The organism is Pseudomonas poae RE*1-1-14, from assembly GCF_000336465.1.
Classification (GTDB): domain Bacteria; phylum Pseudomonadota; class Gammaproteobacteria; order Pseudomonadales; family Pseudomonadaceae; genus Aquipseudomonas; species Aquipseudomonas poae.
In genome coordinates, this window is sequence record NC_020209.1 from 4,009,260 (window position 1) to 4,033,254 (window position 23,995).

Here is a 23,995-nt window from a genome sequence, read left to right on the forward strand (position 1 = left end):
ATCAACGCGGGGCTTTGCAGGTGCGCACAATCAGTTGAACAAGCCGTAGAAGAACAGACGGATGCTATCCCACACGCGGCGGAAGATTCCACCTTCGTCGACGGCGTCCAGCGCGATCAGGTCGGCGCTGTGCACCACCTTGTCGTCCAGCTTCACTTCGACTTTACCGATCACATCGCCCTTGGCGATAGGCGCAACCAGTTGCGGGTTCATGGTCATGCTGGCAGCGAGCTTCTTCAACTGGCCTTTAGGCATGGTCAGGGTCAGGTCGTCAGCCAGGCCGGCCTTGACCTGCGAGGTCGCGCCCTTCCACACCGGTGCAGTCGCAAGCTCGGTGCCCTTCTGGTAGAAGGTCTGGGTTTCGAAGAAACGGAAGCCGTAGGTCAGCAGCTTTTGCGTTTCGGCCGCACGGGCCTGCTCGCTGTTGGTGCCGAATACCACGGCGATCAGGCGCTGGCCATCACGTACGGCGGACGACACCATGCAGTAACCGGCTTCGTCGGTGTGGCCGGTTTTCAGGCCATCGACGGTCTTGTCACGCCACAGCAACAGGTTGCGGTTGGGCTGCTTGATGTTGTTCCAGAAGAATTCCTTCTGGGAGTAGATCGCGTAGTGCACCGGGTCGACGCGGATGATTGCGCGCGCCAGGATCGCCATGTCGTGAGCCGACGAGTAGTGCTCCGGGTTCGGCAGGCCGGTTGGGTTCATGAAGTGGCTGTTGGTCATGCCCAGGTCGCCGGCGGTCTTGTTCATCATGTCGGCGAACGCGTCTTCGCTGCCGGCGATGTGTTCGGCCAGGGCCACGCTGGCGTCGTTACCCGACTGGATGATGATGCCGTGCAGCAGGTCGCTCACGGTGACTTGTGAGCCGACCTTGATGAACATCCGCGAACCGCCGGTACGCCAGGCGTTTTCGCTGACGGTAACCGGATCGTTCTCGCCGATCTGGCCGCGACGGATTTCCAGGGTCGCGATGTAGGCGGTCATCAGCTTGGTCAGGCTGGCGGGCGGCAGGCGCACGTCACCGCCGTTCTCGACCAGCACGTTGCCGCTGGCGGCATCCATGAGGACCCAGGCCTTGGCGGCCAGTTGCGGGGAAGCCGGCACCATTTCAACCGCCCAGGCGGCCGGGGTGATGATCAGCGAGATAAGCAGACACGTGCGTTTGGCTAAGGTGGTGATGTTCATCCGTCTCTCGAAATTGCGTATGGAAACTTGCCCTCGCGGGCAAAACTTATTCAGACAGCCCGTTGCCAGACTGTCGCGTGTTCGATTGCCCGCTCACCCCTTGCCCCTGGGTTTTGTTGTTCAACGAGCCAGCAACCAGGGTTCGAGCCCCGCAGGAGCCTGAACCTTCAATCGGGTTTATTCGGCGGTAACCAGCTTGGGCTGCCCCAGGTTGGCCAGGCGTACGCTGTTCTGCACCTGCGCGACCTCGCTCGGCGAGCCGATCGGCCCCATGCGTACACGGTGCAGGGTCTGCTGGTTACGCACAATGGAACTGATGAAAACCGGTGCGTTGACCATGCCGCTGAGTTTGGACCTTAACAGTTCTGCCGCATCCGGGTTGGCGAAAGCGCCCACCTGCAGGAATTGCCCGCCAGCCATGGACGCGCCAGGTGCGGCATGGGGCACGACCACGGTGTCCGGCGCATGCTGCGCGGGCGGTGGCGTCCACTGTTCGATCTTGCCGGTGGAGGCAGTCACTGGCGGCTGCGCGGTGCGCGGCTCGTTGAGCATCAATGGCGCTGGCTTGCCGCGCTGAGCCCAGTACTGCGCAGGGTCGATGCCTTCGACCTTGACCCGCGCGGTGCCGGTTTCGGCATAGCCGAGTTTCTTCGCGGCAGCGTAGGACAAGTCGATGATACGGTCGGAATAGAACGGCCCACGGTCGTTAACCCGCAGGATTACCGTGCGGTTGTTGTCCAGGTTGGTCACCCGCACATAGCTGGGCAGCGGCAATGTCTTGTGGGCCGCGCTCATGCCATAGAGGTCATAGACCTCGCCATTGGCGGTGTTCTGGCCGTGGAACTTGGTGCCGTACCAGGACGCCGTGCCCGACTGGACGTAGGTTCTGGATTCCTGCAGCGGGAAGTAATTCTTGCCCAGCACGGTGTAGGGGTTGGCCTTGTAGGGACCGGTGTGCAGGGTCGGCGTGGCATCCGGGATCTTCGACACATCCACGTCCCACCACGGCGCGCCGTCCTTGTGCGCGCGGTTGATGTCCAGGCCCGGCTGGGCGCGCACAATGGCGCCACCGGCCTTGGGCACCGGCCCGCGGCTGGTGGGGGTGGACGTGGAACAACTGACAACCAGCAAGGACAACGCGGCAAACGCCACCAGCTTGAGCGGTTTATGAAACGGCGATGCCCGCATTACTTGGTGCCCCGTGCTTGGACCAGCATGTCTGACAGCTGATGCACGGCCATGGCGTACATCACACTGCGGTTATAACGCGTGATTGCGTAAAAATTCTGCAGCCCCATCCAGTATTCAGGGCCGTTTTCGCCTTCCAGGCGGAACGCCGTCACCGGCAGCTCGTCTCCCGGCGCATTCTGACTCGACCAGCCCAGCGCCCGCAACTCCCCGACGGTCTTGGCCGGTTCGATGCCCTGGGTCAAGCCTTCGTCGGCGCGTTCGCCGCTGACAGTGGCGCGCACCACCACCGGTTCGCCGGCTACCCAGCCATGCTGCTTGAAGTAGCTGGCCACGCTGCCGATGGCATCGTCCGGGTTGCTCCAGATATTGATGTGGCCGTCGCCGTCAAAGTCCACTGCGTAGGCGCGAAAGCTGCTCGGCATGAACTGCGGCAGCCCCATGGCACCGGCGTAGGAGCCCTTGAGGGTTAGCGGGTCGACCTGCTCTTCGCGGGCCAACAGCAGGAACTCGCGCAGTTCCTTGCGGAAGAAGTCGGCGCGCGGCGGGTAATCGAAGCCCAAGGTGGACAAGGCATCGATCACCCGATAATTGCCGGTATTGCGCCCATAGAAGGTTTCGATGCCAATGATCGAGACAATCACCTGGGCCGGCACGCCATACTCCTGCTCGGCGCGGGCGAGTGTCGCCTCGTGCTGACGCCAGAAGTCCACGCCCCGGGCCACGCGTGCATCGGTGAGGAACATCGGTCGATATTCCTTCCACTGCTTCACGCGTTCGGCCGGGCGCGAGATGGCGTCGAGGATCGCCTGCTTCTTCTGCGCCTCACGGAACACGCCCATCAGCTGTTCACCGGCGAAACCGTAGTCGCGGGTCATTTCGCCGACAAATTCGGCGACCTGGGGAGAGCCATCGTAGTCACCGGCCTGCGTGTCCTGCGATGCACCCAGCAGCCCGATCAGGCCCATCCAGGACGCATGCCGAGTCGCCCAGCCGCGCATTACTTGCATTGACATCTTCACCTTATTCAAACCTGTGCGATCCATTTGCGATGCGTATGAATCGACATCAAAACCCCAAACGCTGACAGCAATGTCACCAGCGAAGTTCCGCCGTAGCTAATGAACGGCAACGGCACCCCTACCACCGGCAGCAGGCCACTGACCATACCGATGTTGACGAAAACGTAAACAAAAAAAGTCATGGTCAGGGCGCCGGCGAGCAATTTGCCGAACAGCGTCTGCGCCTGCGCGGTGATGACCAGGCCCCGCCCGATCAGCAGCAAATAGATCAGCAGCAGCGCACAGATGCCCACCAGGCCGAACTCTTCGCCCAGCACCGCGATGATGAAGTCGGTGTGGCTTTCGGGCAAAAAGTCCAGATGCGACTGGGTGCCCAGCAACCAGCCCTTGCCGAACACGCCACCGGAACCGATGGCAGCCTTGGACTGGATGATGTTCCAGCCGGTGCCCAACGGGTCGCTTTCCGGGTCGAGGAAAGTGAGGATCCGCTGCTTCTGATAGTCGTGCATGAAAAAGAACCACATTGCGACCGCCACCGGCACCGCAGCCGCCAGCACGCTGAGGATCCAGCGCCAGCGCAGGCCGCCCATGAACAGCACGAAGGCGCCGCCGGCAAGGATCAGCAACGAAGTACCGAGGTCGGGTTGACGCACGATCAGGATGAACGGGATACCGATCAGAATCAGGCTGATGCCCACGTGCTTGAGCTGTGGCGGCAACGTGCGCTTGGACAGATACCAGGCAATGGTGGCCGGCATCAGGATCTTCATGAATTCCGACGGTTGGAAGCGAATCACCCCGGGAATGTTGATCCAGCGCGTCGCGCCCATGGCGTTGTGGCCCATCACGTCCACCACCACCAGCAGCAACACCCCGGTGACATACCCCAGCGGCACCCAACGCGCCATGAAGCGTGGCTCCAACTGCGCGATCACCACCATCGACAGCAGGCCCAGGCCGAAAGACGACGCCTGCTTGATCAGCAGGTCCCAGTCCTTGCCACTGGCCGAATACAGCACGAACAGGCTGCCGGCCGCCAAGGTCAATAGCAGGATCAGCAGCGGGCCATCAATGTGCATGCGCTGCAGCAACGTCGCGCGACGACGCATCACGTCCTCGCTGGAGAGGATGCGGTCAAAGTTACTCTTCACGGGCCGTCACCTCGGGAGTTGAAGGGGGACCGCCATACTCGGGCTTGAGCCTGCCGTCATCGGCCAGCAGCCAGGCGTCCATGATCTGGCGCACCACCGGTGCGGCCACGCCGGAGCCGGATTCGCCGTTCTCGACCATCACCGCCACCACGATTTTTGGCGCATCGGCCGGCGCAAAGCCGACAAACAAGGCGTGGTCGCGGTGACGCTCCTGGACCTTGCTGCGGTCATACTTTTCGCCCTGCTTGATCGCCACCACCTGCGCCGTACCGCTCTTGCCGGCAATGCGGTACTGCGCGCCGAGTGCCGCCTTGCGCGCGGTGCCCCGAGCGCCGTGCATCACTTGCTGCATGCCATGGTTGACCTTGGCCCAGTCGGACGGGTCGCGCAGCACAATGTCGGGAATCGGGTTCTCATCCACCGGCTTTTCGCCTTCGATGGTGCGGGCCAGGTGCGGGCGATTCCACACGCCTTTATTGGCCACCAATGCGGTGGCCTGCGCCAACTGCAGCGGTGTGGCCTGCATGTAGCCCTGGCCAATGCCGAGAATCAGGGTTTCACCCGGGAACCACGCCTGGCGACGGGTCGCGCGCTTCCACTCGCGCGACGGCATCAGGCCGGGGGATTCTTCAAACATGTCCAGGGAGACTTTCTGACCGAGGCCGAACTTGCCCATGTAGGCCGCCAGACGGTCAATGCCCAGCTTGTGGGCCAAGTCGTAAAAATAGGTGTCGTTGGAGCGCATGATTGCGGTGTCCAGGTCGACATAACCGTCGCCGGTGCGGTTCCAGTTGCGGTATTTGTGGTCGTAGTTGGGCAGCATGTAGTAGCCCGGGTCGTACACACGGCTGGAGGCGGTGACCACGCCCGCGTCCAGGCCGGCAATCGCTACCGCCGGCTTGATGGTCGAACCCGGCGGGTACAGGCCGCGCAGCACGCGGTTGAACAGCGGTCGGTCGATGGAATCGCGCAACTCGGCATAGGCCTTGAAGCTGATGCCGGTCACGAACAGGTTAGGGTCGAAGCTTGGCTGACTGACCATCGCCAGCACCTCGCCAGTACTCGGATCGAGCGCTACCACCGCGCCACGGCGACCGCCCAGGGCCATCTCTGCGGCCTCCTGCAGCTTGATATCCAGGCTCAGCACGATGTCCTTGCCGGGTATCGGGTCGGTGCGCTTGAGCACGCGCAGCACGCGGCCTCGCGCATTGGTTTCGACCTCTTCGTAACCCACCTGACCGTGCAGCTCGGGCTCGTAGAACCGTTCGATGCCGGTTTTGCCGATGTGGTGGGTGCCGCTGTAATTGACCGGATCGAGGCTTTTCAGCTCTTTCTCGTTGATGCGCCCCATGTAGCCGACCGAGTGGGCAAAGTGCGGCCCCTGCGGATAGTGCCGCACCAACTGCGCCACCACTTCCACGCCGGGCAGGCGGAACTGGTTCACCGCGATACGTGCGATCTGCTCTTCGGTCAGCTCGAACAGAATCGGCACCGGCTCGAACGGCCGACGCCCCTGCTTCATGCGTTTTTCGAAGATCACCCGGTCTTCCGGCGTCAGTTGCAGCACCTCGACGATCACATCGAGCACCTGCTGCCAGTTGCCGGAGCGCTCGCGGGTCATGCTCAGGCTGAAGCTGGGACGGTTGTCGGCGACCACCACGCCATTGCGGTCGAAAATCAGCCCACGGGTCGGTGGGATCGGCTGCACATGCACGCGGTTGTTTTCAGACAGCGTGGAGTGATAGTCGTACTGGATCACCTGCAGGAAATACAGGCGCGCGACCAGCACGCCGATCAACCCCACCACCAGAAAAGCACCAAACACGACCCGAGCGCGTACCAGACGTGCGTCTTTCTCGTGGTCCTTGATGCGGATCGGCTGAGTCATCGGGCGCGGCGCAGATTATTTGTGGTAAGGGTGCCCGGACAGAACTGTCCAGGCGCGATACAGCTGTTCACCGATCAGAATCCTTACCAACGGGTGCGGCAACGTCAGCGCCGACAACGACCAACGCTGATCGGCCCGCGCGCACACTTCCGGCGCCAGCCCTTCGGGGCCACCGACCATGAAGTTGACCGTGCGCGAATCCAGGCGCCAGCGGTCCAGTTCCACCGCCAACTGCTCGGTACTCCAGGGCTTGCCGTGCACTTCCAGGGTGACGATGCGCTCGTTGGCACCGACCTTGGCCAGCATGGCTTCGCCTTCCTGACGGATAAAGCGCGCCACGTCGGCATTCTTGCCCCGGGTGTTGAGCGGGATTTCCACCAGCTCAAGCGACAGCTCGGCGGGCAGACGCTTGGCATATTCGTGCCAGCCCTCTTCCACCCACTTGGGCATGCGTGAACCGACAGCGATCAGACGCAGGCGCACAGCCGTTCCTTATTCCTGGTCTTTGTTGAGCTTGTCGAAGTGCGCGTGGCCCACTTCCGGACTGTGGTGCTTGCCGTCGGCGGCGCGGCTCTGCTCGGCGCCTTTCCACAGACGCTCCAGGTCGTAGAACTGGCGGGCGTTGGACGTCATCATGTGAACGATCACGTCGTCCATATCCAGCAGCACCCAGTCGCTGTCGCCCTTGCCTTCTTCACCCAACGGCTTGACGCCCTGGGCTTTGACGGCTTCGCGAACCTTGTCCAGCATCGCGCCGATCTGGCGGTTGGAGGTACCGGTGGCGATGATCATGTAGTCGGTGATGCTCTGCTTGTCGCGCACGTCCAGCACCTGGATGTCCTGGGCCTTCACGTCTTCGAGCGCGGCAACCGCGACTTTCACCAGCTCTTCGCCAGCCAGCTCCGGGCCAACGTGGGCTTCAACCGGCAGCGGGGCGCTTTTGAAGGTGCCTTTGCGCTTAACTTTGCTTACGTCTTTGTTCGTCATAAAAAACTCGTTTTGCTCATATGTTCGGGCGCTTGCTGCACGACAGTTCGTGCGGTCAAGCGCGCCTTTTCAGTTCGACGCACGGTAAAGCCCGTGCGCATCGATGTAGGCCAGGACCGCGTCAGGCACCAGGAAACGTACCGACTTCCCGCTGGCCAGCAGTTGACGGATCTGGGTGGCAGACACCGCAAGCGGGGTCTGCCAGACGAATGCAATATTCCCGTTCGGCCCGGTCAGGGCCAAGGGGTCACTTACCGACCGCGCGGCCAGCAGGTTGCGCAGGGCATCCGGCGGTTCGCTGTCGGCATCCGGGCGTTGCAGCACCAGGATGTGGCAATGCTGGAGGAGTTCCTCCCAGCGATGCCAAGAGGGCAGGCCGCAAAATGCGTCCCAGCCCAAAAGCAGAAACAACTGGTCATCAGCGGCCAACTCGGCGCGCATCAGCTCCAGGGTGTCGACAGTGTAGGACGGTTTATCGCGCTTGAGTTCGCGGTCGTCCACCACCAGCGGTGCGATGCCTTCCACTGCCACGCGCACCATTTCCAGGCGCTGCTGCGGCGACACCTGCGGCATGTCGCGATGGGGCGGCCGCGCGTTGGGCATCACCCGCATCTCGTCCAGCCCCAGCGCATCGGCAACCTCAAGTGCACTGCGCAAATGGCCGATGTGCACGGGGTCGAAGGTGCCACCGAGCAGCCCGATGCGTTTAGCCATCAAGTGCGCACGTGACCGTCGCCGAACACTACGTACTTCTCGCTGGTCAGGCCTTCCAGGCCGACCGGGCCGCGTGCGTGGAGTTTGTCGGTGGAGATGCCGATCTCTGCCCCCAGGCCATACTCGAAGCCATCGGCAAAGCGCGTCGAGGCGTTGATCATCACCGACGCGGAATCCACCTCGGTGAGGAAACGCCGGGCATCGCTGAAATGCTCGGAGACGATCGCGTCGGTGTGCTTGGAGCCGTAGGTATTGATGTGTTCGATGGCCTGGTCCAGGTCGTCGACGATGCGGATCGACAGGATCGGCGCCGTGTATTCGGTGTACCAGTCCTGCTCGGTGGCTTCGATCACGTCTGCGCCCAGCAGCGCGCGGGTGCGTTCGCAGCCACGCAGTTCCACGCCCTTGTCGCGGTAGATGGCAGCCAGCGGCGGCAGCACGCGCTCGGCAATGCCGGCGTGCACCAGCAGTGTCTCCATGGTGTTGCACGGGGCGTAGCGATGGGTCTTGGCGTTGTCGGCGATGCGGATCGCCTTGTCGATGTCGGCGGCCACGTCGATGAACACGTGGCACACGCCGTCCAGGTGCTTGATCACCGGCACCTTGGCCTCGCGGCTGACGCGCTCGATCAGGCTCTTGCCACCGCGTGGCACGATCACGTCGACGAACTCGGGCATGGTGATCAACGCGCCGACGGCGGCGCGGTCGGTGGTTTCCACCACCTGCACCACTTCGGCGGGCAACTCGGCCACGGCCAGGCCCTGCTGGATGCAGGCGGCAATGGCACGGTTGGAATTAATGGCCTCGGAACCGCCGCGCAGGATAGTGGCGTTGCCGGACTTGAGGCACAGGCTCGCGGCGTCGATGGTCACGTTCGGGCGCGACTCGTAGATGATGCCGATCACGCCCAGGGGCACACGCATCTTGCCGACCTGGATACCGGACGGCAGGTAGCGCATATCGCGGATTTCACCGATGGGGTCAGGCAGCTTGGCCACCTGACGCAGGCCTTCGATCATGTCGTCGATACGGGCCGGGGTCAGTTCCAGACGGTCCAGCAGGGCTGGCTCAAGGCCATTGGCGCGGCCGTTGGCCAAATCCTGTTCGTTGGCGGCCGCAAGCGCTGCGCGCGAGGTATCCAGCGCATCGGCGGCGGCCAGCAGGGCACGGTTCTTCTGCGCAGTGCTCGCGCGGGCGATCAACCGCGAGGCCTGGCGGGCTGCGCGACCCAGGCGGGTCATGTAGTCGAGAACGGACTCAGTCATGGTCAGGGAGACTTGGCCAAAGAGGAAAGCGGCAGATTATAGCTGTGACGCCGCCCGACTGACAGCGGTGAGGGGCGGATGGTCGAAATGAACTGTAAAAAACAGGTGTTCAGCGGTAATTAAGCGGGGAGTTGTTATTATTCGGTCACATTTACCTGTATTCCCCTGACCTCTTATGCCAAGCGTCACGCCCCAACTCCCCGCCAGCGCCCTGCCCGACCACTTCTTCGACCGCGACGCGCAATTGCTCGCACGGGATCTGCTCGGAAAAGTCATACGCCATCGCGTGGGCGATCTCTGGCTTTCTGCGCGAATTATTGAAACCGAAGCCTATTACGTGGCGGAAAAAGGCAGTCACGCGTCACTTGGCTACACAGAAAAGCGTAAGGCTTTGTTTCTGGATGGTGGCCATATCTACATGTATTACGCGCGCGGCGGCGATTCGCTGAACTTCAGCGCCCATGGCCCGGGCAACGCGGTGCTGATCAAGTCGGCCTATCCGTGGGTGGACGAGGTCTCGGGCCCCGCGAGCCTGGCGCAGATGCTGCTCAATAACCCGAACCCCGACGGCAGCCCGCGCGCCTCGCAAAAGCTCTGCGCCGGCCAGACACTGCTGTGCAAGGCACTGGGCCTGAAGGTGCCGATGTGGGACGCCAAGCGGTTCGACCAGGAGCTGCTTTATGTGCAGGACGTGGGACAGACGCCCACGCAAATTATCCAGACCACCCGCCTGGGCATCCCGAGCGGACGCGATGAGCACTTGATGTACCGTTTTGTAGATGCAGGCTATGCGCCTTATTGCACGCGGAACCCGCTGCGCCGAGGCCAGGTCGAAGGCCGGGATTATTTTTTGATTTGAGCCGACCGGGCATGAGCGCTTATATCGCCGCAGCCCTTTGTGGGAGCGGGCTCGCCCGCGAAAGCGGTGGATCAGTCACCGTCAATGTTTGCTGGGCCGACGTCTTCGTGGGCAAGCCCGCGCCCACAGTTAATCTTTAGTGTTCCGGTTTACGTAGTGCATAGAGGGAGTGAAGTGTATGGGCCAATGGCTCGATAGCATTACCGGCTGGCTGACTGTAAATCCGCAGTGGCTGGCCGTGGCGGTGTTTATCGTCGCGTGCGTGGAGTGCCTGGCGATTGCCGGGCTGATCGTGCCGGGCACGGTGTTGCTGTTCGCCATTGCCGCGCTGGCTGGCAGCGGGGCGTTGTCGCTGAGCGAGACGTTGCTGCTGGGGTTTCTCGGCGGGCTGCTGGGCGACGGCGTTTCCTACTTTCTGGGTCGACATTTCCACCAGAATATCCGGCGATTGCCCGGCTTGCGTCACCACCCGGAATGGATGAGCGGCGCCGAAACCTACTTCCACAAATACGGCATCGCCAGCCTGCTGGTCGGACGCTTCATTGGCCCGTTGCGCCCGATGCTGCCCATGGTGGCCGGCATGTGCGACATGCCCTTCCCGCGTTTTGCCGCCGTGAGCATTGTTGCGGCGGCAGGCTGGTCGGTGGCTTACCTGATGCCGGGCTGGGCGACGGGCGCCGCGTTCCGCCTGCCATTGCCGGAAGGCTTCTGGCCTGAGGCGGCGGTCGTCGCAGGATGCCTGGCTGTCTTGCTCGGCCTGAGCTTGAACAGCAGCCTGCGCGGCCATCGCCGCGCAACGCTCTGGATCGGCTGCGCGAGCCTGGTGCTGTTGATCGCGATGTTTATCGGCTACCCACACCTCAATCACTTTGATCAGGGCCTGAGCGCACTGGTGCAGGAGCATCGCAGCGCGTGGCTGGACGAGGTGATGGTGCGGATCACGCAGTTGGGCGAGTTCAAGAAAATGTTCGTCGCCAGCGCGGTGTTCACCGGCCTGCTGTTACTGGCGCGACAATGGCGCCATGCGCTGTTCGTCGGTGCCACGCTGGCCGGAGCAGCCGTGGTCAATACCGGCACCAAGCTGTTCTTTGCCCGAGGCCGCCCGGAAATACTCACCGAACCGCTCACCAGTTTCAGCATGCCCAGCGGACATGCTTCCGGCGCCTTCGCGTTTTTCCTCGCGCTGGCAGTGCTGGCAGGGCGCGGCCAGCCTGCGCGGCTGCGCCTGACCTGGATGCTGATGGGCTGCATTCCGGCCGCGTTCATCGCGTTGTCGCGGGTGTACCTGGGCGCTCATTGGCCATCGGACATTCTTGCCGGCACGCTGCTGGCCATGACCGTGTGTGCGTTCTCCCTTGCGATCAGCGAATACCGCAGCCCCCTGCCGGCCCTGTCGCGCAGAACCTGGTGGTTGCTGTTGCCGGCGCTGGTGGTGGTGATGAGCTTTATCGCCCTCACCGGCACACCTCATGCGCTGTTGCGCTACGCCTATTGAGTGAACAGCTCGCCCTGCAACTCATCGAGCAGCATCTGGATCGCGTCCAGACGCTGCTGCGGGTCGTCGATTTGCAGCAGGTCGATCTTGTCCGCTTCAGTGAACGGCAATAGATACGCGAGCTGATTACCCAGCGCCTGCTGGCCTTCGGCATTGCCGCCCATGTCCAGAGAAGCGACCATCGGATGCTCGGCCAGGGCCTGGAGCAGCGCCAGCAGGTCGGCGTCCTCTTCTTCGAGTGGCAGGTCCGGTTGCTCGTCCAGCCATTGCACGTCGGCTACCAGCAACTGGTCTTTCTGCACACCCGCTTCGCGTACCCGAAACCGACGCCCGCCTTCGACGCGAATCCCCAGCAAGCCGTTGTCCTGCTGCTTGAAGTCGCGAATCAAGGCCTCGCAGCCGATCAGCGCGTAGCCGTCCGGCGCCATGCCGACTTCCCGGCCGTCGAGGATGCACACCACGCCGAAGCTTTCGCCCTTTTTCATGCAGCGGCTGATCATGTCCAGGTAGCGTGCCTCGAACAACTGCAGATCGAGCGTGCAGCCGGGGAACAGCACGGTATTGAGCGGGAACAGCGCCAAACTCATAAAGATTTCCTTCATAACCGGGTTTAAACAATCACCGACACGGCCAACGGTAAAAACACCGCCGTGGCCACGCCCATCAGGCTCATGGCCAGCGCGGCAAAGGCGCCGCATTCTTCGCTTTCCTGCAAGGCCACCGAGGTGCCGACGGCATGGGCGGTCATGCCCAGCGCCATGCCGCGCGCCTCGGGGCTGTGCACGCCGAGGCGCGTCAGGTAGGCCGGGCCGATCATGGCGCCGACCACGCCGGTGATCAGCACAAACACGGCGGCCAATGCGGCCACGCCGCCGATCTGCTCGGCCACCAGCATGGCAATCGGCGAGGTCACCGACTTGGGCGCCATGGTCATCAGCATCCGGTGCTCGGCGCCGAACCACTGGCCCAGCAACAGACACAGCCCGGTGACCAACACTCCGCCCAATACCAGCGTAGTAAAAATCGGCCAGAACAATTGGCGAATCCGTCGCAGGTTCAGGTAGAGCGGCACAGCCAGGGCCACCGTTGCCGGGCCCAGTAGGACGCCCATGATCTCGGTGCTCTTGCGGTATTCGGCGTAGCTGAGGCCACAGGTGAGCAACACACCGATCACCAAGAGCATGGAGACCAGCACCGGTTGCAGAAAGATCCAGCGGGTTTTCTCGAACCCGGCCAGCACCAGTTGGTAAGCGCCCAAGGTAATGCCGATGCCGAACAGCGGGTGATGGATAACGGAGGTCCAGGCGCCTTGCCAGTCGCCGATCATTGACTCTTCTCCTTGCGCTTGACCCACTGCTGCATCAGCACACCGACGAAACCCATGGCGATCACCAGCGATAACACCAGCGCACCGATGATGGCCCAGAAGTCGGCGGCAATCTCGCGGGCGTAAACCATCACGCCCACGGCGGGCGGCACCAGCAGCAGCGGCAGGTATCGCAACAGGCTGCTGGCCGCCAGGTTCAGGGGCTCACCGACTTCGCCGCGCCAGATGAGGAATCCCAGCATCAGCAACAGGCCAATGATCGGCCCCGGCAGTACCGGCACCAGCAAATGATTGAGCGCCGTGCCGATCAATTGAAACAGCACCAGCCAAGTCAGGCCCCTTAACAACATCCGCGTTCTCCCCCGTCAAAACTCGCCCGCATTATAAGCATGTCAGGTCTATGCACCGGCATTCGCCATAAGCATGGTGGATTGACCGGGCGCAAGGGCCGTGATGATCTACAGTGGTTCTCTGCAATCCAGAAAATGCCCCGACGATCGGGCAGATAAAAACCGATGAACCAAGGAGAGATGCAATGCCCTATGTACCTGTAGCGCAGCTCAAAGATCATGTCGGCAAGGAACTGGGACGTTCCGACTGGCTCACCATCGACCAGGCGCGTATCAACCTGTTCGCAGAGGCCACAGGCGATCATCAGTTCATCCATGTCGACCCGGCCAAAGCCGCGCAGACCCCGTTCGGCAGCACCATCGCCCACGGTTTTCTGTCGCTGTCGCTGATTCCCAAGTTGATCGAAGACATCCTGGTCGTGCCCGAAGGCCTGAAAATGGCGGTCAATTATGGCCTGGACAGCGTGCGCTTCATCCAGCCGGTGAAGGTCGACTCCAGGGTGCGCCTGGCGGTCACCCTGACCGATGTCACCGAGAAGAAGCCCGGCCAGTGGTTGCTCAAGGCCACCTGCACCCTGGAAATCGACGGCCAGGAAAAACCTGCCTACATTGCCGAGTCGCTGTCCCTCTGCTTTGTGTAAGGCCCTGCCTGTGGTGAGGCGCTAAACCTCGCCACAACGTATGTAAATTTATGTATCAAACGCGCGGCTGCGGCATACTCGGCGCTCAATTATCCGGATCCCGCTATGCGCCCACTCGCCCCCCTTGCCCTTGCCCTGTTGCTCACCGCCTGCGGAGACGGCGAATCGCTGTTGCCGCCCGATGCGCGCCTGCCCGATGGGGGCCGCTACCGGGGTGATGTGGTCAATGGCCTGCTGCAGGGCCAGGGCCGTGTCGACTATCCCAACGGCAGTTGGTACGCCGGTGCGTTCGACAAGGGCCAGTGGCACGGCCTGGGCGAATGGCATGGCAGCAACGGCGAAGTCTATAAAGGCGAGTTCCAGCAGGGCCTGTTCGATGGCCAGGGCAGCCTGACCACCGCCGGCAGCCAATACGTGGGCGGCTTCAAGAAGGGCCGCCGCAACGGCGAAGGCACCCTCAAAGAGGGGCAGATGACCTACCGTGGCGAATTTCTCGACGACCAGTACTCAGGCCTCGGTCGCCTGGAGCTGGCCGACGGCAGCCAGTACCAGGGCCAGTTCGCCCACGGCAAGCCGAACGGCGAAGGCCAACGCAACGACGACAGTGGCAACCAGTTCAGCGGCCGTTTCGTCGATGGTCAGCTGGAAGGCAACGGCACGTTCAACAGCGCCGACGGCGACATCTATGTCGGCCAGTTCAAACAGAACCAGCTCAACGGCAAGGGCCGCTACGAAAACGCCGACGGCGACGTGTGGATCGGCGAGTTCAAGGAAGGTGCATTGAGCGGTAAGGGCGAGTTGATCGGCGTGGACGGCAGCCACTACGTGGGCCAGTTCAGCGATTGGCGTTTTACCGGCGAAGGTCGCCTGAACCTCACGGACGGCAGCTTCTATATCGGCGGTTTCGATGGCGACAGCTATCAGGGTCGCGGCACGCTGGTGCTCACCGACGGTACCGTGCAGGCAGGTACCTGGGCCAATGGCCTGCGCGTGCGAGACGCCGACGGCAAGCTGCTGCCCGACCCACTGGAAATCGGCGTGTTCGCCCAGGGCCGTTTGCTCAACGAGGCGCTCGCCGCAGTACCCGCCTCCACCCCCGCCGTGGAGCTGTACACCCTGGCCGTGGCGGGCGACGGCAAGCAAAGCGTGTTCCTGCGCGAAGCCGATTACGTCAGCAACATGCTCGCCACGCGCTTCGGCGCCCGTGGGCAGATTCGCCTGGTCAACCACCGCGACCACATCACCGACCGTCCCCTGGCCACCCGTGAAAGCCTGCGCCGCGCAGTACAGACCCTGGCCGAACGCAGCGGGCCGGAAGACCTGGTGTTTATCTACCTGACCAGCCACGGCACCCACGAGCATGAACTGGTGCTCGACCAGCCGCGCATGGAGCTGGCCGACCTGCCCGCCGACGAGCTGGCCGCCGTGCTCACGCCGTTGCAAAACCGCGACAAGATCATCGTGATTTCCGCCTGCTATTCCGGCGGCTTCATTCCAGCGTTGAAAGATGAACACACGTTGATCATGACCGCCTCGAGGGCTGATCGCGTGTCGTTCGGCTGTTCCGAGGAAGCCGACTTCACCTACTTTGGCGACGCCCTCTTCGCACAGGCGTTTAACCAGACCGACGATTTGCAGCAAGCCTTCAAACTGGCGCAACTGCACGTGACCGAGCGCGAGCAGGCGGACAACTTCGAAGCGTCCGAACCGCAGATCTGGGCGCCCAAGGGAGTGATCGCCCACTGGCAACTCTTACGCAAACAGCAGGCACGAAAGGCGCTCGAAAGCGTCTCAATGAATAGCAAGGAAGCCAAAGGCAACTAAGCTGTAATGTGTAATAAGGGGGAAACATCATGTACCTGACACCTCAGCATATCCTGCTCGCAGGCGCCTCGGGCCTTACCGGCGAACACTTGTTGGACCGCCTGCTCAACGAACCCACCGTCAGCCGCGTACTGGCGCCGAGCCGCAAGCCACTTGCCGAGCACCCGCACCTGGAAAACCCGGTGGGCGAGCCGGCGCAGGTGTTGCCACAGCTGAGCGGCCAGGTGGATATTGCCTTCTGCTGTCTGGGCACCACTATCAAGAAAGCCGGCTCCGAAGCGGCCTTCCGCGCCGTCGACCTGGACATGGTCGTCGCCTTCGCCAAACGCGCGCGGGAACTGGGCGCGCGGCACCTGATCGTGATCAGCGCGATTGGCGCCGATCCGAAATCCTCGGTGTTCTACAACCGGGTCAAAGGCGAAATGGAACAGGCAGTGCGGGCGCAGGACTGGCCGCAACTTACCCTCGTACGGCCTTCGCTGTTGCTGGGGGATAGACTTGAACCGCGCCTGGCCGAACAACTGGCCGGGCCGTTGTCGCGTTTGATTCCAGGCAAGTACCACGGCATCGAAGTGTGCGACCTCGCCCGGGCCATGTGGCGCCTGGCCCTGGAAGAACAGAATGGCGTGCGGGTGGTGGAGTCGGATGAGTTGCGCAAGCTCGGCAAGTAACCTGAACCTGTGGGAGGGAGCAAGCCCTCTCCCACATCTGGCCTTGCGTCAGAGGCCGCCTGTTGCGTTAAACCCCACGCCCAACACCGTTAACACCGACAGCGGCAACAGCAGCGTATCGAGCAGCGCACTGGCTGGCAGGTCCGCGTGAGGGTAGCGCGGCGCCTCCGCCCCGAACTTGTCCCTGGCACAACAGCCGCCGTCAATCGCATACAGGTCCAGGCGTGTGCCGGCATACACCACCGGTGCGCCGGGCTGCGCGGCGTCCAGCGTACGCGCCGTGGCGCAGCCGGCCAGTTGCAGCGCCATCACCAGCAGCAGCGCCTTATTCATCACTGTTCAAATGGTGCTCGCCCCAGCGCGGCAGCATGTCCTGGGGGATGTTGAGCAGATTGAGAATGCGCGCCACCACGAAATCCACCAGGTCATCGATGGTCTGCGGCTGGTGATAGAAGCCCGGCGACGCGGGCAAAATGGTCACGCCCATGTTCGACAACTTGAGCATGTGCTCCAGATGAATACTCGAATACGGCGCTTCACGCGGCACCAGGATCAACTGACGACGCTCCTTGAGCGTCACATCCGCCGCCCGCTCAATCAGGTTGTTGCAGGCACCGGTGGCAATTGCCGACAGCGTGCCGGTGGAGCACGGCACCACCACCATCGCTGCAGGTGCGCCGGACCCCGAGGCCACCGGCGACATCCAGTCTTCCTTGCCGTAGACCTTGATCTGCCCCGCCGCCGCACCGGTGTATTCGGTGAGGAACGCCTGCATGGTCTGCGTCTTGGAAGGCAGTGACACATCGGTTTCGGTGGCCATTACCAATTGCGCGGCCTTGGAGATCAAAAAAAGCACCTCGCGCTCTTCGCGCACCAGGCAATCAAGCAGGCGCAGGCCATAAGGCGCACCGGATGCGCCGGTCATTGCCAGGGTGACGCGTTCCGGGCCGCTCATTTCAGCGCCTCGGCCAGCTTGCCATGCAAGCCGCCGAAGCCGCCGTTGCTCATGACCACCACGTGAGTACCCGGCGTGGCCTGCTGTTTGACGTGTTCGATGATGCCTTCGATGCAATCGCAGACCGTCGACGGCACGCTGCACAGCGCTGCAATCGCCGGCAAGTCCCAGCCGAGATTGGCGGGCGCATACCAGATCACCTCGTCGGCATCGTTGACGCTTTGCGGCAAACCATCGCGGTGCGCGCCGAGCTTCATGGAATTGGAGCGCGGCTCGACAATCGCGATGATTCGGGCATCACCTACCTGCTTGCGCAAGCCATCCAGGGTGGTGGCAATCGCCGTGGGGTGGTGAGCGAAATCGTCGTAGATGGTAACGCCATTCACCTCAGCGACTTTCTCCATGCGACGCTTCACGCTTTTGAACGCGCTCAACGCAGCGATACCCATGGCGGGCACCACGCCCACATGCCGCGCGGCAGCCAGAGTGACCAAGGCATTGGCGACGTTATGCTGGCCGGTCATGCCCCACTCGACGATGCCCTGGGCCTGGCCTTCAAACAGCACTTCGAAGCGCGAGCCGTCTTCGCTCAGCAGCTTGACCTGCCACTGCCCGCCGGCGCCGGTGGTTTGCACCGGAGTCCAGCAGCCCATGTCGATCACACGCTGCAGCGCAGGCTCGGTGGTGGGGTGGATGACCAGACCTTCGCTGGGAATAGTGCGCACCAGGTGGTGGAATTGCCGCTCAATGGCCGGCAGGTCGGGGAAGATGTCGGCGTGATCGAATTCAAGGTTATTGAGAATGGCCGTACGCGGACGGTAGTGGACGAACTTGGAGCGCTTGTCGAAGAAGGCGCTGTCGTACTCGTCAGCTTCGATCACAAAAAACGGCGTCTCACCCAAACGGGCAGACACCGAAAAATTCTGCGGCACACCGCCGATCAAAAAGCCCGGGCTCATGCCGGCATGCTCCAGCACCCAGGCGAGCATGCTGCTGGTGGTGGTCTTGCCGTGAGTGCCCGCAACCGCCAGCACCCAGCGACCTTGCAGTACGTGGTCGGCCAGCCATTGCGGGCCGGAAACATATGGCAACCCCTTGTTAAGTACGTACTCGACTGCCGGGTTGCCACGGGACATGGCATTGCCGATCACCACCAGGTCCGGCACCGGTTCGAATTGCGAAGGGGCGTAGCCTTGGGTCAGCGCAATGCCTTGAGCCTCAAGTTGCGTGCTCATCGGCGGGTAAACGTTGGCGTCGGAGCCGGTGACGTGATGGCCCAACTCCTTGGCCAGCACGGCCATAGAGCCCATGAACGTACCGCAGATACCCAAAATATGAATGTGCATAATTGACCTCGTAAAACATCGGCGCAGGTTAGCGCAGGGCGAAGGAAATCGCACTCTTTAGGTCAATGCCACGGATCAGGGCGCGTCCGGGTTCAGCAGCTTGTACAATTTCGCCTGGACCTTTCTCACTGCGACTATCTTTTTCTCAATCACCTCCAGGCGCTTTTCCAAACCGTCAGGGCCTTGATCAAGGGCACCATAGAAGTGGTAAGGTTCAAAAAACACTTTGTGCATGTGCGCGTCGGTTTCTGCGCGCTCCTCGATCAAACACAACTCCGCTTCCAACTGGTCCAGAAGCTGTTGTGGGTCGTCCGACCAGACTTGCCTCGGAACATGATTGAGCACCGTGCCCCCCGCCGAGTACTCCAGTGAGTGTTTTTCTATATTGACGGCATTCGACTTTGCTGCTTCGAACCGAAGGCGCAGAGCAGAGTCAATGCGTACCTCGACAGTGGGCGCTATACCTTCGGATACGCCGTCTGACGGAACAGGCGCCATAGGTTCGTCTTCGGGCAAGCTGCCATGGTGAATCACAGAGGGAAGCGTGCGGTGATAGAGGTGCTTGTTCAGCGCTGTGCTGGCCGCAGAAAGTCCTGAGTCTATGACGACGCCCACTGCCGGGGCCACTAACTGCCGGGCAACATTGGATAGCGAATCGGGGTCGAGTTCTTTCAATGGCGCGCCGTTTACAGTAGAGGCATGGGCAGCCCCCCATTCTGAATGCCCCTCTACTTTTCGGTAGGTACCTTGACCGATGCTCTCTTTATTACCCAATTTTGAAGGAGTGAAGCTGCCACTACGCGGGCCATGGATACTGCGCAACTTGTCGAGCGATGACGCTTGCAACCGGCCCAATTGCTTGATGCCTTTCCCACTCAGCTTAAACACGCCACGGCCCACATCAAACACATTACTCAGGGGGTTGGCTGCCTGCACGCCCACCGCGGCAAAGCCTTTGGTGAAACTCAACAGCGAGCCCAGCCCTTTGGTGCCGGCCCTGACGGCTTGAACGCCGCCTCTCGCGGAGGGGACAACAAAACCGAACACGTCCAATACAAGGTTTATAAAACCCTCGCCAATCCTGCCCTCCATAAAGCTTTTGATTGCCGAATAAAAAGGCACCAGGTTCAAGAAAAACTCACGAACCGCCGCATGAAACGCAATCGATCGTTCTTGAGGTGTCTGCCCCTTGGCGTTTTTTTTGACCGACTCCAGACCACGGGTAAAGTAAGCGCCGACAATGGTCGACAATTCACTGAGCTTGGGAGAAGTAACCCCCGGAACCGGCCCCACAAACGACCTGGGCATGGCCGCCGCCAAAGATGCCGAGGGGTAGATGCGACGCGCGGTAACGCCCAAAGAGGGTTTGTCGGCCAATTGCCAATGTATATCGACGGTGCTTTCAGTTTCGCCGGGCGAACCGGGCCGAGGCATCGTGAAATACAGATGCGTCTGCGGGAACTGCAAACCGGGCCGAGAAGGGTCGGCATCCTTGACAATCTTTCCCTGCGCAGGCGAATACAAATAATGTGCGACCCTGCCATCCAGCTCCGCGCGAATGAGCATGGCGCCCGTGGCAATATATTGAGCGATCTTGTGATCAGCAATTAGACCTGTCCGGTCATTGGGCGCATCGAGGCTAAAGGTTGTAATCTTGCCCCGCGCAAGCAAACGCCTGTCCTCCAGCGGCAACAATGAAACTTGATAGCTGAACACGTCCTCGAACATTTTCTTTAACTGAGCCGTGTAGACCTCAAACGACTCATCAAACGCTTTGTTTATATCCTTTAATTGCGAGAACTGCGGAACTACTTTTTCAGCCGAAAATTCCGCGCTGTCAGAGTACCAGCGATGTGCATGCAGATCGCCGGACATATAAATATCCATCAGGGAATAAATCAATCTGTTACCCGACGCGACTGTACTAAACAGTTTCTGCTCAAAAAAACGTGTGTTTTCAGAGCCGTAAACGCGCCGTAATTCCGCAAGCGCCAACCTGTTTCGTGTCGGTATTGGCGTGCTTAACAGCTCTACGGCCTCGGTCATGCTGTTTACTTGAACATTCATTGCCTCGACTGAGCGTTCGACTTGCTCGACCGTATACTCGTCGTCAACGTTTTCTTGAATAACGCCCCGCACGATAGCCCAGTCAATCACTGACCTCATCAGGGCAAGTTGTGCCTGGTGCTGCGCAAGTTCGGTGATAGGCGCAACACTGTCCTGCTCCATAACTGCCTGGTAAGTTTCGCCGACGGTTGACCCTGCCGCACTCAGCTCCCTTCGAGATACCGCGGCACTAAACAGCGCCCATGAATGGGAACCGTATACAAGGGAGGGCGGAATGTCTTTCACAAGAAATTCAGGTGCGCAGACGGATAACAATTGAAACGCCACCACTTTTGCCAGCGACGCACCAAAGCGAACGTCGAGATGCTTTTCAAAACGGCTGACCACTTCAGCCGGTGAGCACCCCCAGTTGGCTTGTTGGCGCAGGTTATAGCCAGCCAGATTGTTGCGCTGTTGCCCTGCGTTGATATCGGCATCCAATAACAACGCGGTCATCAAGGCTTCTTCGCTGCTGGTGGCGGTAGGCAATGCACCCATCGCCATTTGTATTCGCTTACCCAGTGTCTGTCCTTCTGGAGCGTTGACGAGGTTCTTTAGGAAGGCTTGAGGACTATTAGACTCGGGAATTGAGCGGCTCAAGTATTCGATCAAACTCTCAGCGCTACGCCGCCCCTCAGGTTGCTGTTTTTTCTGTTGGGCAATCCATGTTTCAACAACGCGGGTGACTGCGGACTGATCTGGCGCACTCATTGACACATCCTTGGTGAGCAGTCCGCCTGCGCTGTTTTTGCTCCCGCTGCTATAGGTTTGCGCTCCCAGTGCCAGAAGGAGATTGAATAGTTCATCCTTGTTCTCTGGAACGAGCCAGCCATTGTCGAGAATCAACTGCTTGAGACTGACCGTCACAGGTTGGCGCTGCTCTTGACTCCAGTGTTGAGAATAAGGGGCCACTTCTACCTGCCACAGCGCGAGGTCGAAAGCAGGGCCTGGTTTGGCAAGGACGGCCTTCATCACGGCGAGCATGTTATAGAGGGTATCCGCGTCACCTACCGCTTGCTGCACCGGCTCCATTAACGACGGGTGGGGCAACGCATGCTGCCGCTCACCGTAAAAATTCTGCACATCGCTCAACGCTACCGTACCGCCCTGATAAAACGCCGGAATACGCAACTCGTCATTGGGGGCGAGCACATTGGCGATATGCAACAAGGCATTCTCTATCTCACGTCCACCTAAAAGATCTGTCAGCAGCACACTCGGCCTTTTAATTCGAGCGTTAAAATAATAGGTGACTTCACCGGTTCGCGTATTAACTCGAATTTCATCAACGGAACCACCTGCTATTGCTTCCAACCGCCGCGCGGCAGAAGAATGGACAGCTGACTTCAATACGTTGATCCAACGGCCCAGCGTAGAGTGCGCAGGCACTTGAACTCTTCCGCCTGTTGCCAACTGGCGCCCAAGTGCTTTAGCCAACTGTGCATCACCCGTCAATTGAGAAGCCTGCCAATCAACAACTGAAGAGTTCACCTGTATTAACGACGCCACGGCTCGCCCATCAGCAAGACTTGAGTGATTGCTCATACGGAATATTTCCTTCGGTTGTTATAGCTGATCTAACCCATCAACGGAAAAGCGTTTTCTGGCAGCGCAACTTGCCCCACCAGAAAACGCTTAGTTGCTAATCAAATACTAAGGTATCGCTCAGCAGAGCACTCAACGTCGGGCATAAAACGCCTCCTGCGCCAAGCACGACACTTAAGTATTAGAAGCAAAAGCAACGCCGCTTACTCCCCTTCGGTACGAGCCTTAATACTCGCCAAGATACTCACTTGGGATTTATCGATTAGGTGCAGTCTTCGCTGGGCCGTGTCGACTCGCTCAGAGAGACCCGCGGCCCCCTTGGGTGCATCCTTCAACGGCAAGTGCGGTTTAAAGAAGACTTCGCACTTTTCAGCCAACTCACAGGTTAAAGCCTCACTGCGATCCAGCAACTCCTCAAGTTGGGTCATTCGTTTGAGAGGGTCGGCTGACCAGTCAGGAGAAGGAAGCCAGCCCTTTTCAAAGGTCCCGAGTTGCAAAGCCATTGCCGTATTCGTCGACGCAAATGCTGAGACTTGCAAGTCGTCCATTTTGCTGTACAGCGCTTTGGTTTCTGCATCCAGCTCTTTGGTTTCTGCACCCAACTCTTTGGTGGTTGCTGCCTCCTTCTGGGTTTTGGCCAAGGAAGGGTCAATGATCGACTTGGTCCCTGGCGCTTGTGGCAAAAGCGGAAGAGGCAGGTAGGACGCTTTGATACTTTCGCCCCACGAGGTAGAAGCACCATAGGCACCGACGCTGATAGGCGCCGAAACCAAACCGCTGATCGCAGCATTGGTGGCTGCTTCCGCTGCAACATGCTTTACACCAGGCGACTTAGGAATCACGCCGGCCTTGATCAATTTTTCCGCGTCCATCATGCGCTGGGTTAATTCGGCTAAGTTTTTAATCGGAGGCACCTCCGACTTCTCATTCGTTTTGCCGACTGCAGCTTTTTTGTTCCACTTGGCGAACGCATGATTGGCTGAAGCAACCACCCGACCCACTGGAAGAGCGACATCACCCTTCACCGCAGTTTCCATACTCCTGGCAACGTTGCCCTTCTTGTCGAGAGGCCGACCCACGGAATCTACGAGATACTGGTCTTTGTTAACCAGCCTGTTTTGCTTGTCGATCAAGTGATGTTGATCATTGATAGCATAACCCTGGGGATTAATGCGCTGATTAAACTCATTAATTAAATGCCCCGAGGCATTAATCGGCTTGCCCTGCGCGTTAAGTGTTTGTCCGAGCGAATTTTTTTTAACCGCCGGCCTTGAATGCCCCTGGTTGACACTCATACTGCGTGATTTAGTTACAGGTCTGCCAACAGTGGGCTGACCCGAAAAACTAACGCTCCTCGTAGGTGCAGCCGGAGCGGTAGCAGGCCGCGGAACATAAGCCGGGATAATCATGGGTACAGACGCATTGACTCTAGCCATTAAAACCACCTCTATATAAAATTTAAGTTTTCATTAA

The 23,995-nt window shown here is 60.5% G+C and carries 22 protein-coding genes; 5 read left to right on the plus strand and 17 right to left on the minus strand.

Going from position 1 to position 23,995, the window contains the following annotated elements; translation table 11 throughout:
- Nucleotides 1-30: 30 nt before the first annotated feature.
- The 9 genes from H045_RS17475 to H045_RS17515 all read right to left on the minus strand — a co-directional run bounded on the left by H045_RS17475 (nt 31) and on the right by H045_RS17515 (nt 9,403).
- Nucleotides 31-1,188, minus strand: coding sequence for a D-alanyl-D-alanine carboxypeptidase family protein (locus tag H045_RS17475; protein ID WP_003237030.1), 1,158 nt, complete (start codon nt 1,186-1,188; stop codon nt 31-33).
- A 177-nt stretch (nt 1,189-1,365) separates the two neighbouring features.
- A complete protein-coding gene (locus tag H045_RS17480; protein ID WP_003237032.1) occupies nt 1,366-2,376 on the minus strand; it encodes a septal ring lytic transglycosylase RlpA family protein in 1,011 nt (336 codons plus the stop codon).
- Complete coding sequence (gene mltB, locus H045_RS17485; protein WP_003237033.1) at nt 2,376-3,386, minus strand: lytic murein transglycosylase B; 1,011 nt, start codon at nt 3,384-3,386, stop codon at nt 2,376-2,378. The genes H045_RS17480 and mltB overlap by 1 nt, the downstream gene beginning before the upstream one ends.
- A gap of 17 nt (nt 3,387-3,403) precedes the next feature.
- Nucleotides 3,404-4,507: a rod shape-determining protein RodA gene (gene rodA, locus H045_RS17490; protein WP_049818608.1), complete on the minus strand. Its 1,104-nt coding sequence runs from the start codon at nt 4,505-4,507 to the stop codon at nt 3,404-3,406.
- 31 nt (nt 4,508-4,538) lie between these two features.
- Complete coding sequence (mrdA, locus tag H045_RS17495; RefSeq protein ID WP_003237037.1) at nt 4,539-6,437, minus strand: penicillin-binding protein 2; 1,899 nt, start codon at nt 6,435-6,437, stop codon at nt 4,539-4,541.
- Nucleotides 6,438-6,452: 15 nt separating this feature from the next.
- A complete protein-coding gene (rlmH, locus tag H045_RS17500; protein WP_003237039.1) occupies nt 6,453-6,920 on the minus strand; it encodes a 23S rRNA (pseudouridine(1915)-N(3))-methyltransferase RlmH in 468 nt (155 codons plus the stop codon).
- Nucleotides 6,921-6,929: 9 nt separating this feature from the next.
- Nucleotides 6,930-7,424: a ribosome silencing factor gene (rsfS, locus tag H045_RS17505; protein ID WP_003237041.1), complete on the minus strand. Its 495-nt coding sequence runs from the start codon at nt 7,422-7,424 to the stop codon at nt 6,930-6,932.
- 69 nt (nt 7,425-7,493) lie between these two features.
- Nucleotides 7,494-8,138 (minus strand): nicotinate-nucleotide adenylyltransferase, encoded by a 645-nt coding sequence (gene nadD / locus H045_RS17510; protein ID WP_003237043.1) that lies wholly within the window; start codon nt 8,136-8,138, stop codon nt 7,494-7,496.
- Nucleotides 8,138-9,403 carry a glutamate-5-semialdehyde dehydrogenase gene (locus H045_RS17515; protein WP_003237045.1) on the minus strand — a complete coding sequence of 422 codons (1,266 nt, stop codon included), beginning with the start codon at nt 9,401-9,403 and terminating at the stop codon, nt 8,138-8,140. Before H045_RS17515 ends, nadD begins: the two co-directional genes overlap by 1 nt.
- Before the next feature lie 175 nt (nt 9,404-9,578).
- Here H045_RS17515 and H045_RS17520 point away from each other — a divergent pair, with 175 nt between their 5' ends.
- Nucleotides 9,579-10,262 carry a DNA-3-methyladenine glycosylase gene (locus H045_RS17520; protein WP_015373032.1) on the plus strand — a complete coding sequence of 228 codons (684 nt, stop codon included), beginning with the start codon at nt 9,579-9,581 and terminating at the stop codon, nt 10,260-10,262.
- A gap of 178 nt (nt 10,263-10,440) precedes the next feature.
- Nucleotides 10,441-11,757: a bifunctional DedA family/phosphatase PAP2 family protein gene (locus tag H045_RS17525; RefSeq protein WP_015373033.1), complete on the plus strand. Its 1,317-nt coding sequence runs from the start codon at nt 10,441-10,443 to the stop codon at nt 11,755-11,757.
- Here the strand turns inward: H045_RS17525 and H045_RS17530 are convergent.
- Genes H045_RS17530 through H045_RS17540 form a run of 3 tightly spaced genes read right to left on the minus strand, consistent with a single transcriptional unit; the run spans nt 11,751 to nt 13,434 of the window.
- Nucleotides 11,751-12,344, minus strand: coding sequence for an LON peptidase substrate-binding domain-containing protein (locus H045_RS17530; RefSeq protein WP_003237052.1), 594 nt, complete (start codon nt 12,342-12,344; stop codon nt 11,751-11,753). The genes H045_RS17525 and H045_RS17530 overlap by 7 nt on opposite strands.
- 23 nt (nt 12,345-12,367) lie before the next feature.
- Nucleotides 12,368-13,084 carry an LrgB family protein gene (locus tag H045_RS17535; protein WP_015373034.1) on the minus strand — a complete coding sequence of 239 codons (717 nt, stop codon included), beginning with the start codon at nt 13,082-13,084 and terminating at the stop codon, nt 12,368-12,370.
- On the minus strand, nt 13,081-13,434 hold the full coding sequence (locus H045_RS17540; RefSeq protein ID WP_003237057.1) for a CidA/LrgA family protein: 354 nt from the start codon (nt 13,432-13,434) through the stop codon (nt 13,081-13,083). The genes H045_RS17535 and H045_RS17540 overlap by 4 nt, the downstream gene beginning before the upstream one ends.
- Before the next feature lie 185 nt (nt 13,435-13,619).
- Here H045_RS17540 and H045_RS17545 point away from each other — a divergent pair, with 185 nt between their 5' ends.
- From H045_RS17545 to H045_RS17555, 3 genes are all read left to right on the plus strand, one after another.
- Nucleotides 13,620-14,075, plus strand: a complete 456-nt coding sequence (locus H045_RS17545; RefSeq protein ID WP_015373035.1) for a MaoC family dehydratase — start codon at nt 13,620-13,622, stop codon at nt 14,073-14,075.
- 105 nt (nt 14,076-14,180) lie between these two features.
- Nucleotides 14,181-15,899, plus strand: a complete 1,719-nt coding sequence (locus tag H045_RS17550; RefSeq protein WP_003237061.1) for a C13 family peptidase — start codon at nt 14,181-14,183, stop codon at nt 15,897-15,899.
- 29 nt (nt 15,900-15,928) lie between these two features.
- Nucleotides 15,929-16,570: an oxidoreductase gene (locus tag H045_RS17555; RefSeq protein ID WP_015373036.1), complete on the plus strand. Its 642-nt coding sequence runs from the start codon at nt 15,929-15,931 to the stop codon at nt 16,568-16,570.
- 48 nt (nt 16,571-16,618) lie between these two features.
- On the opposite strand, the gene H045_RS17560 is transcribed toward H045_RS17555, so the two are convergent.
- The 5 genes from H045_RS17560 to H045_RS17580 all read right to left on the minus strand — a co-directional run bounded on the left by H045_RS17560 (nt 16,619) and on the right by H045_RS17580 (nt 23,817).
- Nucleotides 16,619-16,903, minus strand: coding sequence for a YceK/YidQ family lipoprotein (locus H045_RS17560; protein ID WP_003237064.1), 285 nt, complete (start codon nt 16,901-16,903; stop codon nt 16,619-16,621).
- Nucleotides 16,896-17,525, minus strand: coding sequence for a flavin prenyltransferase UbiX (gene ubiX, locus H045_RS17565; protein ID WP_003237066.1), 630 nt, complete (start codon nt 17,523-17,525; stop codon nt 16,896-16,898). The genes H045_RS17560 and ubiX overlap by 8 nt, the downstream gene beginning before the upstream one ends.
- A complete protein-coding gene (gene mpl, locus H045_RS17570; protein ID WP_015373037.1) occupies nt 17,522-18,871 on the minus strand; it encodes a UDP-N-acetylmuramate:L-alanyl-gamma-D-glutamyl-meso-diaminopimelate ligase in 1,350 nt (449 codons plus the stop codon). The genes ubiX and mpl overlap by 4 nt, the downstream gene beginning before the upstream one ends.
- A gap of 75 nt (nt 18,872-18,946) precedes the next feature.
- Nucleotides 18,947-22,522: a hypothetical protein gene (locus tag H045_RS17575; RefSeq protein WP_244159678.1), complete on the minus strand. Its 3,576-nt coding sequence runs from the start codon at nt 22,520-22,522 to the stop codon at nt 18,947-18,949.
- 203 nt (nt 22,523-22,725) lie between these two features.
- Nucleotides 22,726-23,817, minus strand: a complete 1,092-nt coding sequence (locus tag H045_RS17580) for a hypothetical protein (protein ID WP_081602900.1) — start codon at nt 23,815-23,817, stop codon at nt 22,726-22,728.
- Nucleotides 23,818-23,995: the final 178 nt, after the last annotated feature.

Bases quoted from the DNA above. Each gene is read 5' to 3' on its own strand.
- H045_RS17475 (WP_003237030.1), bottom strand. From the start codon at position 1,188: ATGAACATCACCACCTTAGCCAAACGCACGTGTCTGCTTATCTCGCTG.
- H045_RS17480 (WP_003237032.1), bottom strand. From the start codon at position 2,376: ATGCGGGCATCGCCGTTTCATAAACCGCTCAAGCTGGTGGCGTTTGCC.
- mltB (WP_003237033.1), bottom strand. From the start codon at position 3,386: ATGCAAGTAATGCGCGGCTGGGCGACTCGGCATGCGTCCTGGATGGGC.
- rodA (WP_049818608.1), bottom strand. From the start codon at position 4,507: ATGCGTCGTCGCGCGACGTTGCTGCAGCGCATGCACATTGATGGCCCG.
- mrdA (WP_003237037.1), bottom strand. From the start codon at position 6,437: ATGACTCAGCCGATCCGCATCAAGGACCACGAGAAAGACGCACGTCTG.
- rsfS (WP_003237041.1), bottom strand. From the start codon at position 7,424: ATGACGAACAAAGACGTAAGCAAAGTTAAGCGCAAAGGCACCTTCAAA.
- nadD (WP_003237043.1), bottom strand. From the start codon at position 8,138: ATGGCTAAACGCATCGGGCTGCTCGGTGGCACCTTCGACCCCGTGCAC.
- H045_RS17515 (WP_003237045.1), bottom strand. From the start codon at position 9,403: ATGACTGAGTCCGTTCTCGACTACATGACCCGCCTGGGTCGCGCAGCC.
- H045_RS17520 (WP_015373032.1), top strand. From the start codon at position 9,579: ATGCCAAGCGTCACGCCCCAACTCCCCGCCAGCGCCCTGCCCGACCAC.
- H045_RS17525 (WP_015373033.1), top strand. From the start codon at position 10,441: ATGGGCCAATGGCTCGATAGCATTACCGGCTGGCTGACTGTAAATCCG.
- H045_RS17530 (WP_003237052.1), bottom strand. From the start codon at position 12,344: ATGAGTTTGGCGCTGTTCCCGCTCAATACCGTGCTGTTCCCCGGCTGC.
- H045_RS17535 (WP_015373034.1), bottom strand. From the start codon at position 13,084: ATGATCGGCGACTGGCAAGGCGCCTGGACCTCCGTTATCCATCACCCG.
- H045_RS17540 (WP_003237057.1), bottom strand. From the start codon at position 13,434: ATGTTGTTAAGGGGCCTGACTTGGCTGGTGCTGTTTCAATTGATCGGC.
- H045_RS17545 (WP_015373035.1), top strand. From the start codon at position 13,620: ATGCCCTATGTACCTGTAGCGCAGCTCAAAGATCATGTCGGCAAGGAA.
- H045_RS17550 (WP_003237061.1), top strand. From the start codon at position 14,181: ATGCGCCCACTCGCCCCCCTTGCCCTTGCCCTGTTGCTCACCGCCTGC.
- H045_RS17555 (WP_015373036.1), top strand. From the start codon at position 15,929: ATGTACCTGACACCTCAGCATATCCTGCTCGCAGGCGCCTCGGGCCTT.
- H045_RS17560 (WP_003237064.1), bottom strand. From the start codon at position 16,903: ATGAATAAGGCGCTGCTGCTGGTGATGGCGCTGCAACTGGCCGGCTGC.
- ubiX (WP_003237066.1), bottom strand. From the start codon at position 17,525: ATGAGCGGCCCGGAACGCGTCACCCTGGCAATGACCGGCGCATCCGGT.
- mpl (WP_015373037.1), bottom strand. From the start codon at position 18,871: ATGCACATTCATATTTTGGGTATCTGCGGTACGTTCATGGGCTCTATG.
- H045_RS17575 (WP_244159678.1), bottom strand. From the start codon at position 22,522: ATGAGCAATCACTCAAGTCTTGCTGATGGGCGAGCCGTGGCGTCGTTA.
- H045_RS17580 (WP_081602900.1), bottom strand. From the start codon at position 23,817: ATGAGTGTCAACCAGGGGCATTCAAGGCCGGCGGTTAAAAAAAATTCG.